This is a genomic window from Atlantibacter hermannii, from assembly GCF_009907385.1.
GTDB classification, from domain to species: Bacteria; Pseudomonadota; Gammaproteobacteria; order Enterobacterales; family Enterobacteriaceae; genus Atlantibacter; species Atlantibacter hermannii_A.
The window spans coordinates 99,627-113,673 of record NZ_JAAATR010000105.1 but is presented as its reverse complement, the minus strand read 5'-3'; the positions used below and the strand labels follow the sequence as shown (position 1 = coordinate 113,673).

The following is a 14,047-nucleotide window of genomic DNA, read 5'->3' as shown; positions in this document are numbered from 1 at the left end:
GCGTGAGTATGGATATCAGCGATTTTTATCAAACGTTTTTTGATGAGGCTGACGAACTGTTAGCGGATATGGAGCAGCATCTGCTCTCATTGGCGCCCGAAGCGCCGGATTCAGAGCAACTGAATGCCATTTTCCGTGCTGCCCACTCCATAAAAGGCGGTGCCGGCACATTTGGATTTAGCGTGTTGCAGGAAACCACGCATCTGATGGAAAACCTGCTTGATGAAGCCCGGCGCGGTGAAATGCAACTCAACACCGACATTATCAACCTGTTTTTGGAAACCAAAGATATTATGCAGGAACAGCTCGACGCGTATAAAAGTTCAGAAGAGCCGGACGCTGCCAGCTTCGAATACATCTGCCAGGCGCTGCGCCAGCTTGCGCTGGAAGCGAAGGGCGAAGCCAGCGCGCAACCGGCATCGCTGGCGCTGGTGACCCCGGAACCGCAAGCGGCTGCGCCTGCCACTGCGCCCGCCGTCGCCGACGGCAAACTGCGCATCACCCTGAGCGGCTTAAAAGCCAGCGAAGTGGCGCTGTTGCAGGAAGAACTCGCCAACCTGGGCGACCTCAGCGACGTGGTGCAGGGCGAAAATACCCTGAGCGCGACGCTGGAAACCAGCGTCAGCGCGGATGACATCAGCGCGGTATTGTGTTTTGTGGTCGAACCGGAACAGATTGCATTTTCCACGCCGGGCGATGCTGCGTCGCAGCCTGCAGAGGCCGCGCCTGTGCCGGTGGTTGAAGAAGCGAAACCCGCGCCCGTTGCCGTACCGGCCGCCCCCGTGGCCGCCGCACCTGCCCGCGCGGAACGCGAGCAGAAGCCGGCGACCCGCGAGCGTGAAAACACCAGCATTCGCGTGGCGGTCGAGAAAGTCGACCAGCTGATCAACCTGGTGGGCGAACTGGTGATCACCCAGTCGATGCTGGCCCAGCGCTCTAACGAGCTGGATCCGGTTACCCATGGCGATCTGATCACCAGCATGAGCCAGCTGGAGCGCAACGCCCGCGATCTGCAAGAGTCGGTGATGTCGATCCGCATGATGCCGATGGAATACGTCTTCAGCCGCTTCCCGCGCCTGGTGCGCGACCTGGCGGGTAAGCTCGGCAAGCAGATTGAACTCACGCTCCAGGGCAGCTCAACCGAACTGGATAAAAGCCTGATTGAGCGCATTATCGATCCGCTGACGCACCTGGTGCGCAACAGCCTTGACCACGGTATTGAAATGCCGGAAGACCGCGTCGCGGCAGGCAAATCTCCGGTAGGCAACCTGATCCTCTCCGCCGAGCATCAGGGCGGCAATATCTGTATTGAAGTGACTGACGACGGCGCAGGGCTGAACCGCGCGCGCATCCTGGCGAAAGCCCTGTCTCAGGGGCTGCCGGTGAGCGAAAACATGACCGATGATGAAGTCGGCATGTTGATTTTCGCGCCGGGCTTCTCCACCGCCGAAGTGGTGACCGATGTCTCCGGACGCGGCGTGGGTATGGACGTGGTGAAACGGAACATCCAGGAGATGGGCGGCCATGTTGAAATCCAGTCTAAACAGGGCGTGGGCACCACCATTCGCATTCTGCTGCCGCTGACCCTTGCCATCCTTGACGGCATGTCGGTGAAAGTGAACGAAGAAGTGTTCATTCTGCCGCTCAACGCGGTAATGGAATCCCTGCAGCCGCGCGAAGAAGATTTGCACCCGCTGGCAGGCGGCGAGCGCGTACTGGAAGTGCGCGGCGAATACCTGCCGCTGGTGGAATTGTGGAAAGTGTTCGATGTCGAAGGCGCGAAAACGCAGGCTACCCAGGGCATCGTGGTGATCCTGCAAAGCGCTAACCGCCGTTATGCGCTGCTGGTCGATCAGTTAATTGGTCAACACCAGGTGGTGGTGAAAAACCTTGAGAGCAACTATCGCAAGGTGCCGGGCATTTCCGCCGCCACCATTCTGGGCGATGGAAGCGTGGCGCTGATCGTGGACGTATCCGCGCTGCAAAGTATTAACCGTGAACAACGTATGGCGCAGACAGCCGCCTGATGAGCTTAGGAAAATATGCAAATGACCGGTATGAGTAATGTAACCAAGCTGGCCGGAGAGCCGTCTGGCCAGGAATTTCTGGTCTTCACCCTCGGGGATGAAGAGTACGGCATCGACATTCTGAAAGTGCAGGAGATCCGCGGTTACGATCAGGTGACCCGTATCGCCAACACCCCGTCGTTCATCAAGGGCGTGACCAACCTGCGCGGCGTGATTGTGCCGATTGTCGACTTACGCATCAAATTTAATCAGGAAGATGTGGATTACAACGATAACACCGTGGTGATCGTGCTGAACCTGGGCCAGCGCGTGGTGGGGATCGTGGTGGACGGCGTGTCTGACGTGCTGTCCCTGACCAACGATCAGATCCGCCCGGCGCCGGAATTCGCCGTGACGCTGTCTACCGAATACCTGACCGGCCTCGGCGCGGTGGGCGACCGGATGCTGATCCTGGTGAACATTGAAAAACTGCTCAACAGCGAAGAGATGGCGCTGCTGGACAGCGCCGCCGCGCGCGTGGCGTAATGCATCATAAAGCCCGGCAGGCGCAACCTGCCGGGCTTTTTTATCCCTTGCTTTCTTTTACCCGCTTTTCGTTTACCTCTGTCGGGGCGAAGTTTGCGCCTGCTTTCAGATAATCGATGAGCGGCAGCTTCTCTCTGCCGAACCGCGTGACATGCCGCCGGGGCATCACGTCCGCGCCGCTTAACCGTTCTTCCCCACCCGTAGCCGGGCTTGTGAATAGAATCACAAAACAAACAATATATTCTGCAAAATTTACATTCACCCGTTGATGAAGGGTTTGTAACTTAATGATTGTTAATCTTTAAATTTGTCAATACGCCATCCGGTTGAGATATCAGAATATTTCTGGATGTATCCGAAACCTTAAACTAAATTTCTGAATAACCGCCTGAGTAAAGCCTGAAATTACCGCTGTGGCAGGGCTTTAAGGCATAAGGTGACGGAGAAATTTAATGAAAATAAATCTGCTAACCGTAATGCTGGGCGTGGGGCTCAGCGTGGCGACACTCCCCAGTTATGCAGTAACCAGTAGCGGCACCATCGGCGCAACCTTAACGCTCACTAATGGTTGTTTAATTAACGGATCGCCCAGCCAGGATGGGATCAACTTTGGCGTCCTGGATTTCGGCACCTCTCCCGCCACTTTCGATACCCTGACCACTCAATTAGCAGGCGCAGGCGGCGGCAACAGCTTCGGCATCCAGTGCACCACCGCCGACTATACCGTTCAGGTCACCAGCAGCAATAACGGCGCGCCCACCCGCGTCGTCGGCACCCCGGGCACGCCGGGGCGCTATCTGGTTAACGCCGCCGACGCCACCCAGGGCGTCGCCTACAGCCTGTTCAGCGACAGCGCTTTCAATAATGAAATCGACGACAACGCGCCGATCCCCATCGCTTCCACCATCGGCGGCGTCGATAACTACACCCTGTATGGCCGGATCCAGGGCGGCGGCAACAGCGTCACCGTGATCCCCGGCACCTATACCGACACCATTAACGTCAGCGTGGTGTATTAACGAGGCGCTGCGGGTGTTACACCGCGTTGCGCCGGTGATCGGTTTGCTTATCACGCTGCCGGGCGGCGCCGTCACCACCCAGTCCTTTCAGGTTAACGCGACGATTGCCGCTGGCTGCTCGGTCACCAGCGGCGCAGGCGGCGTGTTCGGTACGCTGGATTTTGGTTCGCACAGCGGGGTGGATAATCGACGCGTCACCGCCGGTTTTGTGCCCAATACCGCGCTGAATCTGGCGTGTACTCCAGGGGTGACGCTGAGTATGGCTATCGACGGCGGGCAGCATTACGGCTCGGTGCGCAATTTACAGCGCGCCAACGGCACGGAGCGGGTGCCGTACCGGCTGTACAGCGCCGCGTCCCTTGCCGCTAACAGCGAAATCGGCGTCAACCAGGCCGTGACGGTGAGCTACTCCAACAGCAATAACATCACACTGCCTGTCTTTGCCGCCGCGCAGCTTACCGGCATGAGCCCGGCGGGAACCTACAGTGACCAGTTAACGGTGACCCTGTCATGGTAATAAGGAAAACAGAATGAGACACAGGCGTTTGTTGCCAGGGGCTGTCGCAATCGTATTGTTTTTCAGCCCCTTTTTTGACGCCGCGCGGGCGGCCAGCAATATCCTGATTTGGCCTGTCGATCCGGTGCTTAAGCCCGATGACGGCGCGGCGGAGCTGTGGATCCAGAATCAGGGCAGCCAGCCGACCACCATGCAGGTGCGGATCATCCGCTGGAAACAGGAGGGCGGCAGCGAACGCTACAGCGCCCAGCAGGAGGTGGTCGCCAGCCCGCCGATCGTGCGCATCGACGGCCATAAAAAACAGCTGATCCGCCTGATTAAACAGGGTGCGGTCCCCGCCAACGTCGAACAGGCATACCGCATCGTGGTTGATGAAATTCCCCAGCCGGAAAGCCTGCAAAAACCGCAGATGGGTTTGAAATTGCAGATGCGCTATTCCATCCCGCTGTTCGTTTACGGGCAGGGGATCAAGGTGCAGCGAGAAGGAACCCACCACGCGCTGGTTTCGACCCGGCAGCTGCGCTGGCAGGTGGTCAATCACAACGGCAAACCGGCGATTCAGGTCACGAATAATGACAACATCCACGTGCGCCTGAGCGAGGTGACAATCCAGCAAGGCGGCTCCCGCCGCACCCTGGCGCAGGGATTGTTGGGCTATGTGCTTCCCGGCAGTTCGCGTAGCTGGCCGCTGCCGTCCGGCATGACGAATCCGACCCAGCTTTCTGCCTCCGTTAACGCCAGGGAGAGCGTATGGCGTGCACCGGCGCAGCGTTAGGCCGGACCAGCCTGATGCTGATGCTCTGTTTCTGTTCCGCAACCGGGCGCGCGCAGCAGGATGACGATCTGCTGCCGCCGCCGCCCGATGCGCAGGCTATCAATCAACAGGGCGTTTACCATCTGGCGCTGGTGGTGAACCATTACGAAACCGGGCTGGTGATCCCGGTGCAGCGGCGGGACGGCGGCCTGTGGGCGTCGAGCGCCGATCTGCAACGCGGCGGCATTCCGGTGGATAAACTGCCGCAGGGCGATATCGCTCTCGCCAGCCTGCCGGAGGTAGAGCATCGCTACGACAGCGTTAACCAAAAGCTGCTGCTGACGGTGCCGAAAGCGTGGGTGCCGGAACGGGAAGTCACCTTTGGCAACGGCAATCCGCGCGTGGTGGCGCGCAGCGGGCAGGGCGCGCTGCTCAATTATGATTTTTACGCTAACAGTACCGAAGGCGGCACGCGTCAGGCGTCGCTGTGGCACGAGTTGCGCTTCTTCAACGATAGCGGTTCACTCTCTTCCACCGGCACCGTGCGCCAGAATCTGGGCGGCGCTGACGGCCAGCCGCAAGGGTACACGCGCTACGACACCACTTACAGCATCAACCAGGAATCCAGCGCCATCACCTGGTCGCTGGGGGATGTGATCAGCGATGGGCTGAGCTGGAGCAACAGCGTGCGCGTCGGCGGGATCACCGTGGGGCGCGATTTCTCGCTGCGCCCGGATCTGGTGACCTGGCCCGTGCCGGTGTTTTCCGGCGAGGCCGCCGTCCCGACCAGCGTCGATTTATTTATCAACGGTTACCGTACCGGCTCCAGCCAGCTGGAGCCGGGGCCGTTTACCCTTACCAATTTGCCCTATGTCAACGGCGCGGGGGATGCGGTGGTGGTGACGACCGATGCCCTGGGCAGACAGGTTTCCACTACCCTGCCGTTTTACGTGGCGAGCGAACTGCTTCAGGCCGGATTGAACGACGGGGCGCTGACCCTCGGCGCGCTGCGGCGCAATTACGGGATCAAGAATTTTGACTATGGTCCGGTGGTCGGCAGCGGTAGCTGGCGTCACGGCGTCACCGATTACTGGACGGCGGAAACCCATCTCGAAGCTGCCGAGTCGCTGGCGCTCGGCGGCGTCGGTTCGCTGGTTAAAATCGGACAGTTTGGGGTGGTGAACGGCGCATGGACCCACAGCCGGGTGCGGGGACGCGCGGGGGAACAGATCAACTGGGGCTATCAGTACAGCGCCAGCCGCTTCAATCTCGCCACCCAACATACCCGCCGCAGCCAGGGCTTCAGCAACCTGGCGCTGTACGATCGGCCCGCGCCGGTGGCGGAAGATAATCAGCCCATCGCCAGCTTAAGCCGCAGCAGCGCGCAGTATTCCCTGTCTTACAACATGGGAGAGTTTGGCAACCTGGGCGCGGCCTGGCTGGATATCGAAAGTTTTGATGATAAGCACACCCGGCTGGTGAACCTGTTCTGGAGCAAAAATATCTGGGCCAACAGCAGCCTGTATCTCTCCGCCAGCCATGACCCGGCCCGGGATGGCTGGTCGCTGGCGATGTCGTTGCAGATCCCGCTCGGCAGGCTGCACAGCGCCGCGCTCAGCGTGGAATCGACGCCCGACGGCGGCAGCACCCAGCGAGTGAACTACAATCGCGCGATGCCCAGCGACGGCGGATTTAGCTATAACCTGGCCTATGCCCGCCAGTCGCGGGACCCGGACTACCAGCAGGCGACGCTCGGCTGGCGCAATAATAAACTGGAAGCCCAGGGCGGCATCTACGGCGATCGCGAGAGCTACACCAGCTGGGGCGAACTGCGCGGCGCGCTGGTGATGATGGATAACAAACTGTTCGCCGCCAATCAAATCAACGACGCTTTCGCGGTGATCAGCACCGACGGCCAGCCGGATATCACCGTCAACTTTGAAAATCAGCCGGTCGGGAAAACCGATGGCGACGGTTATCTGCTGATCAGCGGCGTTACCGCGTATTACCCGGCGAATTACAGCATTGATACGCTGGATCTGCCCGCCGACACCCGAATAAAAGAGACCGACCGGCGGCTGGCGCTGCGGCGCAATAGCGGTTATCTGGTGGAATTTCCGATGGAACAGGAGCGGGTGGTGAACGTGATCCTGCATGATGAAAACAACGAGGCGATCCCGGTTTCCAGCCAAATCCTGCGCCGGGGCCAGCCGCCGGCGCCGGTCGGTTATGACGGCCTGGCGTTTCTTGAAAACGTTGGTGAATACAACTCGTTCGAGGTGGCGTTGCCTGACGGCAGACGCTGTAGCGCCACGCTCGTGCTGGATAAGCCGCGTAGCCACCGGCTGGAAACTGAGGGGCCGATTATCTGTAAAGGGCTCGCGCCATGATGCGCCTGCTGCTATTTATCATCCTGCTGGCGGGCAGCGTCGCGGCGCAGGCGGACTGTCGTGTCTCTAATAACAACGCCGCGTTCGGTACTCAAACCTCATTTACCGTTAACAGCACCGTGCTTAACACTACTTCGGTGGTGACGCTCAACTGTGACAAAGTGCTGAACCTGTTGAATAACGATAACGTGACCATTACGCTGCTGAATGCCACTTCCAGCGCCGGCACCCGCGCGGCGTTACGCAATACCACCAATCCTGCATCTACCGATGTGATCCCCATTCAGCTGTGCGTCCAGTCCGGCTGCCCGGCGGGCAGTGAAATCCCGGTGAGCGGCAACTATCGTTTTAACGCAGGCGTGTTACTGGGCCTGCTGAACAGCCAGACTTACAATTTTCCGCTGTTTATTCGTACGCTTAACGGGCAAAACGTCAGCGCCGGGCTGTGGCAGGTCAACCTGACGCTGCGGGTGAACTTTAATATCTGCGCGGTGGGCGTGGCGGTCTGCCTGTCGTTGCAAACCGGCACGGTGGATATCACCACCCAAATCACGCTCTCCGTGACCAACGACTGCATCGCCATCGCCGCGCCCACGATCAATTTCAACAGCGCGCCGCTGGTCAAGGATTTTGCGCCAGTTTCGCAAGGTATTTCAATTACCTGTACCAAAGGCAGCGTCTATACCGTGGGCATTAATAACGGCCTTTACCCCAGCGGCAACGTGCGCAATATGGCCAGCGGCGCGAACCGGCTGAGCTATGAAATATTCAAGGGCAGCAGCATTAACCGCTGGGGCGTCTCAGGGACGGAGCGCTGGGCCAGCGCGGATTCGTCGCAACTGAGCACCGACGGGCTATTGCGCACCTATAACTACACCGCCCGGATCCTCGCCACCCAGAACACGCCGCCAGCCGGAAACTACAGCGATACGCTGGTGGTGGATATCGCTTTTTAAGCTCCTCCGAGCTGTGGCAAATTGCGGCCGGGCAATAAAGTTCCTTCGTTACGTGCCGATAACAGCGACAGTAGACCTGCTTAGAAGGCGTTATCTGTATGCTGAACCGTATTCGCGTCGTCACTCTGTTAATGGTTGTTTTGGTGGTGTTTGCCTTGCTGCAACTGATTTCCGGCGGCCTGTTCTTCACCTCGGTGAAAGACAGCCAGGAGACGTTCGGCACCTCGCATGAACTGCGGGTTCAGCAAGGGGAGTTAAACGAGGCGTGGGAGATGATGCTGCAAACCCGCATCAACCTGAGCCGCTCCTCGGCGCGCATGTTAATGACGCCGACAATCGAACAAAGCAGCGCAAAAACTGATTTACTCAACAGCGCCAAAGCCTCGCTGAAAAGCGCTCAGGAGCATTTTGCCGCCTTTCAGCAAAGCCACGTCACCTTACCGGCAATGATCCAGGCCATCGCGGAAGTGGAAAAAGCCTACCGGGAATATGACAGCGCGCTGAGCGAACTGGTGCAATTTCTTGAAACCGGCAATCTGGACGCCTATTTCGCCCAGGCCACCCAGGGAAAACAAAACGCGCTCGATAAAGCCATTAAAACGTACGAAGCGCTGAACATCGAACTCTACCAGGCTGCGTTTGAAACCAGCAAAGCGGATTATCGTCTGGCGCTGTGGCAACTGGGCGCGCTGGGCATCGCCCTGCTGGTGGTGATGGTGCTGGTGTGGTTCGGGATCCGAAGCGCCTTGCTGAACCCGCTAAGCCAGGTGATAGGCCATATCCGTAAAATCGCCAGCGGCGATTTAACCCCGAAACTCGCCATCGCCGGGCGCAACGAAATCACCGCGCTGGCCGACAGCGTCCAGCATATGCAGCAGGAACTGATCGACACCGTGACCAGCGTGCGCGAAGGCTCTGACGCCATCTATACCGGCACCAGCGAAATCGCCGCCGGGAATAACGACCTCTCTTCGCGCACCGAGCAGCAGGCGGCCTCGCTGGAAGAAACCGCCGCCAGTATGGAACAACTGACCGCCACGGTGAAACAGAACGCCGAGAATGCCCGTCAGGCGTCGCTGCTGGCGCAGAGCGCCTCAGAAACCGCCGGGCGCGGCGGCAAAGTGGTGGACGGCGTGGTCAATACCATGCACGACATTGCCGCCAGCTCGAAGAAAATCGCCGACATCACCAGCGTGATCGACGGCATCGCCTTCCAGACCAATATTCTGGCGCTGAACGCCGCCGTAGAAGCGGCCCGCGCCGGGGAGCAGGGACGGGGATTCGCGGTGGTCGCCGGGGAAGTCCGTAACCTCGCCAGCCGCAGCGCCCAGGCGGCGAAAGAGATCAAAGCGTTGATTGAAGATTCCGTGGCGCGCGTGGATACCGGCTCGGTGCTGGTGGAAAGCGCGGGCGACACCATGCAGGACATCGTCAATGCCGTAACCCGGGTCACCGACATCATGGGCGAAATCGCCTCGGCGTCGGATGAACAGAGCCGCGGCATCGACCAGGTGGCGCTGGCGGTTTCCGAGATGGACCGCGTCACCCAGCAGAACGCCTCGCTGGTGGAGCAATCCGCCGCCGCCGCCGTGGCGCTGGAAGAACAGGCCAGTCTGTTGACTCAGGCCGTTTCCGCTTTTCGTTTACACACACAACCAACAACACACCAGGACTCGCACGCGGTTCGCGACGAGCCCCCCCGAGGCGGCGCACCCGCGCTTACCCCTCGTAAGGCTCTCGCAGGCGGCCAGGACGACAACTGGGAAACATTTTAATAACCACCCTGAGTAGTTTGAGCGGTTGTATGGGCGACAGGGAGAAGGGACCAGGAACGGGGGAGCATACCCAACAATGCGGCAACTTGAAGTATGACGGGATTGAATCGGCAATGTTGCCATGTGGGAGAGTGAATGTTTAACCGTATCCGTATCTCGACCAGTTTGATGTTACTGATGATCCTCTGCGGAATATTGCAGATCAGCAGTAACGGCCTGTCATTCTGGGCGTTTCGTGATGACAACCAGAACCTGAAAATGGTGGAGGCCAGCAATCACCAGCGCGACACCCTGACACAGACCCGCGCGACGCTGCTGGAAGCGGGCACCGCGCTGAACCGCGCGGGCACCCTGACGGCGCTGAGCTATCCGCCGGAGGAGATCAAAGCGCTAATGACCGCCGCGCGCACCAGCCTTAAACAGGGGGACGCGCTGTTTGAGCAGTTTATGGCGATCGACGCCCTGACGGCAGACGGCGAGGCGATGAAAGCCTTGACAGCGCAGACCTTTAAAACCTGGCGGGATGACATTGAGCATCAGGCGACCTGGCTGGAAAGCAACCAGCTTTCTGATTTCCTGACCGCCCCGGCGCAGCAGTCGCAAAAGGCGTTTGACGCCAATTTTGACGCATGGCAGCAGCATATCAGCCTGTTTGTTCGCCAGGCGAGCGAAGACAGCCAGCTAAACCTGCGGATCTCCGGGCTGATTTTCGCCATTGGGACAATATCGGCGCTGGTGCTGCTGCTGGGCTCGCTGTGGTGGGTACGAAACATGGTCGTCACCCCGCTGGCCATCGTGCGCAGCCATTTCGACAGCATCGCCGAAGGCAATCTGGCGCGCACCATTGAGGTGTATGGCCGCAACGAGATTTCGCTGATTTTCGCCACCCTGAAGTCGATGCAAACCCGCCTGCGCGACACCCTGGGGCAGGTGCGCCAGGGCAGCCACGAAATGCATACCGGCATCGGCGAAATTGCCGCCGGGAATAACGATCTGTCGGCGCGTACCGAGCAGCAGGCGGCGTCGCTGGCGGAAACTGCCGCCAGTATGGAGCAACTGACCGCCACTGTCGGCCAGAACGCTGACAACGCGCGTCAGGCCTCGCAGCTGGCGCGCGACGCGGCGCAAACCGCCCAGCGGGGCGGCGATCAGGCGGCCAATGTTGCCAGCACCATGCGCGGCATTGAGGTGAGCTCGCAGAAAATCAGCGACATCACCAGCGTGATCGACGGTATCGCCTTCCAGACCAATATCCTGGCATTGAACGCGGCGGTAGAAGCGGCCCGCGCCGGGGAGCAGGGACGGGGATTCGCGGTGGTCGCCGGGGAAGTCCGTAACCTCGCCAGCCGCAGCGCCCAGGCGGCGAAAGAAATTAAGGTGTTGATCGACGAGTCGGTTTCCCGGGTGCAGCAGGGATCGCAACTGGTGGATACCGCCGCCAATACCATGTCGGAAATTGTTCGTTCCGTTACCCAGGTCAACGACATTATGGGGGAGATCGCCTCGGCTTCCGATGAGCAGCGCCGCGGCATTGAGCAGGTTGCCCAGGCGGTAAGCCAAATGGATCAGGTGACGCAGCAAAACGCCGCGTTAGTCGAAGAAGCCGCCGCCGCGACCGATTCGCTGTCCGGTCAGGCCGAGCGTCTCACCACGCTGGTATCGGCATTTAATCTTGAAAGTATTGTCCGGGAGGACAATGAAGTGGCAGTCACCCCGCAACGGGTGCCGGTTTTAACCTGAATCCATGTAAAGAAGGCGCTATGACATCATCACTGCCCAATGGGCAAACGTCATTACTGTTTCAGATGACCCAGCGCCTCGCGCTATCCGACGCGCATTTCCGTCGGATATGCCAACTGATTTATCAGCGCGCCGGGATTGTATTGGCTGAGCATAAAAGGGACATGGTTTATAACCGGCTGGTCCGCCGGTTACGCACCCTGGGTCTCGACGATTTTGGTCGCTATCTGAGTATGCTGGAAGCGAACCCGAACAGCGCAGAATGGCAGGCTTTTGTTAACTCATTAACCACCAACCTGACGGCGTTTTTCCGCGAGGCCCACCACTTTCCGGTGCTGGCCGACCATGCGCGCAAACGCAGCGGGGAGTACCGGGTATGGAGCGCCGCCGCCTCGACGGGGGAGGAGCCTTACTCTATCGCCATCACGCTTGCTGACGCGCTGGGCATCGCCCCGGGCCGTTTCAACGTGTTTGCCAGCGATATCGACACCGAAGTGCTGCAAAAGGCGCAGAGCGCAATCTACCGTCAGGAAGAGCTTAAGACCCTCTCTCCGCAGCAGTTGCAACGCTACTTTATGCGCGGCACGGGTCCTCATGAGGGGCTGGTGCGCGTGCGCAGCGAACTCGGCAACGCCGTCCAGTTCGCGGCGCTGAATCTGTTGGATAAGCAGTACAACGTACCCGGCCCGTTTGACGCCATCTTTTGCCGCAACGTGATGATTTACTTTGATAAAGAAACACAGCAGGAGATCCTCAAGCGTTTTGTGCCGTTACTCAAACCGGGGGGATTATTGTTCGCCGGGCATTCAGAGAATTTCAGTAATCTCAGCCGCGATTTCTGGCTCCGTGGTCAGACGGTTTACGCGCTGAGTAAGGAAAGACAATGAGTAAAATCAAGGTGCTGTCTGTAGATGACTCGGCGCTGATGCGTCAAATCATGACGGAAATCATCAACAGTCACAGCGATATGGAAATGGTGGCGACGGCGCCCGACCCGTTAGTGGCCCGGGATTTAATTAAAAAATTCAACCCGGACGTGCTGACGCTGGATGTGGAAATGCCGCGTATGGATGGGCTGGATTTTCTGGAAAAACTGATGCGCCTGCGGCCGATGCCGGTGGTGATGGTCTCTTCCCTGACCGGTAAAGGCTCGGAAGTGACGCTGCGCGCGCTGGAGTTGGGCGCGGTAGACTTCGTCACCAAACCGCAGCTTGGCATTCGTGAAGGGATGCTGGCGTACAGCGAAATGATCGCCGAAAAAGTGCGCACCGCAGCGCGCGCAAAAGTCGCGACCCGCGCCCAGCAGGCGGTTCCCGCAACGCTGAAGGCCGGCCCGATGCTCAGCTCGGAGAAGCTGATCGTCATTGGCGCGTCCACCGGCGGCACCGAGGCGATCCGCCACGTGCTGCAACCGCTGCCGCTCTCTTGCCCGGCGGTGCTGATTACTCAGCATATGCCGCCAGGGTTTACCCGCTCCTTCGCTGAGCGCCTGAATAAGCTGTGTCAAATCAGCGTTAAGGAAGCCGAGGACGGCGAGCGCGTACTGCCGGGCCATGCCTATATCGCGCCGGGCGACCGGCATATGGAGTTGTCGCGCAGCGGGGCGAACTATCAAATCAAAATTCACGACGGCCCGGCGGTGAACCGCCATCGTCCCGCCGTGGATGTGCTGTTTCATTCCGTCGCTAAACATGCGGGGCGCAACGCGGTGGGGGTGATCCTCACCGGGATGGGCAACGACGGGGCGGCGGGCATGCTGGCGATGCATCAGGCGGGCGCCTGGAACATCGCCCAGAACGAAGCGAGTTGTGTGGTGTTCGGCATGCCGCGTGAGGCCATCAATATGGGTGGCGTCAGCGAAGTCGTCGATCTAAGCCAGGTCAGCCAGCAGATGCTGGCGAAAATCAGTGCCGGACAGGCAATACGTATTTAATTAAGGAGTGTTTTTGATGGCGGATAAAGAGCTGAAGTTTCTGGTTGTGGATGACTTTTCCACCATGCGACGCATTGTGCGTAACTTGCTGAAAGAACTGGGCTTCAATAACGTAGAAGAAGCGGAAGACGGCGTTGACGCGCTGAATAAACTGCAGGCCGGCGGGTTTGGTTTCGTGATTTCCGACTGGAACATGCCGAACATGGATGGCCTGGAATTGCTGAAAACCATCCGCGCCGACGGCGCGATGGCGGCAATGCCGGTGCTGATGGTGACGGCGGAAGCCAAGAAAGAAAACATCATCGCCGCAGCGCAGGCGGGGGCCAGCGGCTATGTGGTGAAACCGTTCACGGCGGCGACTCTGGAAGAGAAACTGAACAAAATCTTCGAGAAACTCGGAATGTAAGGAGC

General features: G+C 59.3%; 12 protein-coding genes. All 12 read left to right on the top strand.

Annotated elements, in window-relative coordinates:
• The first annotated feature begins 8 nt into the window (after positions 1–8).
• The 12 genes from cheA (at position 9) to cheY (ending at position 14,042) form a co-directional block, all read left to right on the top strand.
• Positions 9–2,027, top strand: a complete 2,019-nt coding sequence (gene cheA / locus GV764_RS19925; protein WP_161661725.1) for a chemotaxis protein CheA — start codon at positions 9–11, stop codon at positions 2,025–2,027.
• A 21-nt stretch (positions 2,028–2,048) separates the two neighbouring features.
• On the top strand, positions 2,049–2,552 hold the full coding sequence (gene cheW, locus GV764_RS19920; protein ID WP_125292190.1) for a chemotaxis protein CheW: 504 nt from the start codon (positions 2,049–2,051) through the stop codon (positions 2,550–2,552).
• Positions 2,553–3,004: 452 nt separating this feature from the next.
• Complete coding sequence (locus tag GV764_RS19915; protein WP_161661622.1) at positions 3,005–3,571, top strand: Csu type fimbrial protein; 567 nt, start codon at positions 3,005–3,007, stop codon at positions 3,569–3,571.
• A gap of 13 nt (positions 3,572–3,584) precedes the next feature.
• A complete protein-coding gene (locus GV764_RS19910; protein ID WP_161661620.1) occupies positions 3,585–4,088 on the top strand; it encodes a Csu type fimbrial protein in 504 nt (167 codons plus the stop codon).
• A 13-nt stretch (positions 4,089–4,101) separates the two neighbouring features.
• Positions 4,102–4,863 carry a fimbrial biogenesis chaperone gene (locus GV764_RS19905; RefSeq protein ID WP_161661618.1) on the top strand — a complete coding sequence of 254 codons (762 nt, stop codon included), beginning with the start codon at positions 4,102–4,104 and terminating at the stop codon, positions 4,861–4,863.
• Positions 4,839–7,232 (top strand): fimbria/pilus outer membrane usher protein, encoded by a 2,394-nt coding sequence (locus tag GV764_RS19900; RefSeq protein ID WP_161661616.1) that lies wholly within the window; start codon positions 4,839–4,841, stop codon positions 7,230–7,232. The genes GV764_RS19905 and GV764_RS19900 overlap by 25 nt, the downstream gene beginning before the upstream one ends.
• Positions 7,229–8,188 carry a Csu type fimbrial protein gene (locus tag GV764_RS19895; RefSeq protein ID WP_161661614.1) on the top strand — a complete coding sequence of 320 codons (960 nt, stop codon included), beginning with the start codon at positions 7,229–7,231 and terminating at the stop codon, positions 8,186–8,188. Before GV764_RS19900 ends, GV764_RS19895 begins: the two co-directional genes overlap by 4 nt.
• 98 nt (positions 8,189–8,286) lie before the next feature.
• Positions 8,287–9,963 carry a methyl-accepting chemotaxis protein II gene (tar, locus tag GV764_RS19890; protein WP_161661612.1) on the top strand — a complete coding sequence of 559 codons (1,677 nt, stop codon included), beginning with the start codon at positions 8,287–8,289 and terminating at the stop codon, positions 9,961–9,963.
• Positions 9,964–10,098: 135 nt separating this feature from the next.
• Positions 10,099–11,703, top strand: coding sequence for a methyl-accepting chemotaxis protein (locus GV764_RS19885; protein WP_161661610.1), 1,605 nt, complete (start codon positions 10,099–10,101; stop codon positions 11,701–11,703).
• Positions 11,704–11,723: 20 nt separating this feature from the next.
• Positions 11,724–12,590: a protein-glutamate O-methyltransferase CheR gene (gene cheR / locus GV764_RS19880; RefSeq protein WP_161661609.1), complete on the top strand. Its 867-nt coding sequence runs from the start codon at positions 11,724–11,726 to the stop codon at positions 12,588–12,590.
• Complete coding sequence (locus GV764_RS19875; protein ID WP_161661608.1) at positions 12,587–13,636, top strand: protein-glutamate methylesterase/protein-glutamine glutaminase; 1,050 nt, start codon at positions 12,587–12,589, stop codon at positions 13,634–13,636. The genes cheR and GV764_RS19875 overlap by 4 nt, the downstream gene beginning before the upstream one ends.
• A 16-nt stretch (positions 13,637–13,652) precedes the next feature.
• Positions 13,653–14,042 carry a chemotaxis response regulator CheY gene (cheY, locus tag GV764_RS19870; protein ID WP_024552273.1) on the top strand — a complete coding sequence of 130 codons (390 nt, stop codon included), beginning with the start codon at positions 13,653–13,655 and terminating at the stop codon, positions 14,040–14,042.
• Positions 14,043–14,047 lie beyond the last annotated feature (5 nt).

What these genes read in the sequence shown, in the direction of transcription:
- cheA (WP_161661725.1), top strand. Translation starts at nt 9, where the DNA reads ATGGATATCAGCGATTTTTATCAAACGTTTTTTGATGAGGCTGACGAA.
- GV764_RS19885 (WP_161661610.1), top strand. Translation starts at nt 10,099, where the DNA reads ATGTTTAACCGTATCCGTATCTCGACCAGTTTGATGTTACTGATGATC.
- GV764_RS19915 (WP_161661622.1), top strand. Translation starts at nt 3,005, where the DNA reads ATGAAAATAAATCTGCTAACCGTAATGCTGGGCGTGGGGCTCAGCGTG.
- cheY (WP_024552273.1), top strand. Translation starts at nt 13,653, where the DNA reads ATGGCGGATAAAGAGCTGAAGTTTCTGGTTGTGGATGACTTTTCCACC.
- cheW (WP_125292190.1), top strand. Translation starts at nt 2,049, where the DNA reads ATGACCGGTATGAGTAATGTAACCAAGCTGGCCGGAGAGCCGTCTGGC.
- GV764_RS19895 (WP_161661614.1), top strand. Translation starts at nt 7,229, where the DNA reads ATGATGCGCCTGCTGCTATTTATCATCCTGCTGGCGGGCAGCGTCGCG.
- cheR (WP_161661609.1), top strand. Translation starts at nt 11,724, where the DNA reads ATGACATCATCACTGCCCAATGGGCAAACGTCATTACTGTTTCAGATG.
- GV764_RS19875 (WP_161661608.1), top strand. Translation starts at nt 12,587, where the DNA reads ATGAGTAAAATCAAGGTGCTGTCTGTAGATGACTCGGCGCTGATGCGT.
- GV764_RS19905 (WP_161661618.1), top strand. Translation starts at nt 4,102, where the DNA reads ATGAGACACAGGCGTTTGTTGCCAGGGGCTGTCGCAATCGTATTGTTT.
- tar (WP_161661612.1), top strand. Translation starts at nt 8,287, where the DNA reads ATGCTGAACCGTATTCGCGTCGTCACTCTGTTAATGGTTGTTTTGGTG.
- GV764_RS19900 (WP_161661616.1), top strand. Translation starts at nt 4,839, where the DNA reads ATGGCGTGCACCGGCGCAGCGTTAGGCCGGACCAGCCTGATGCTGATG.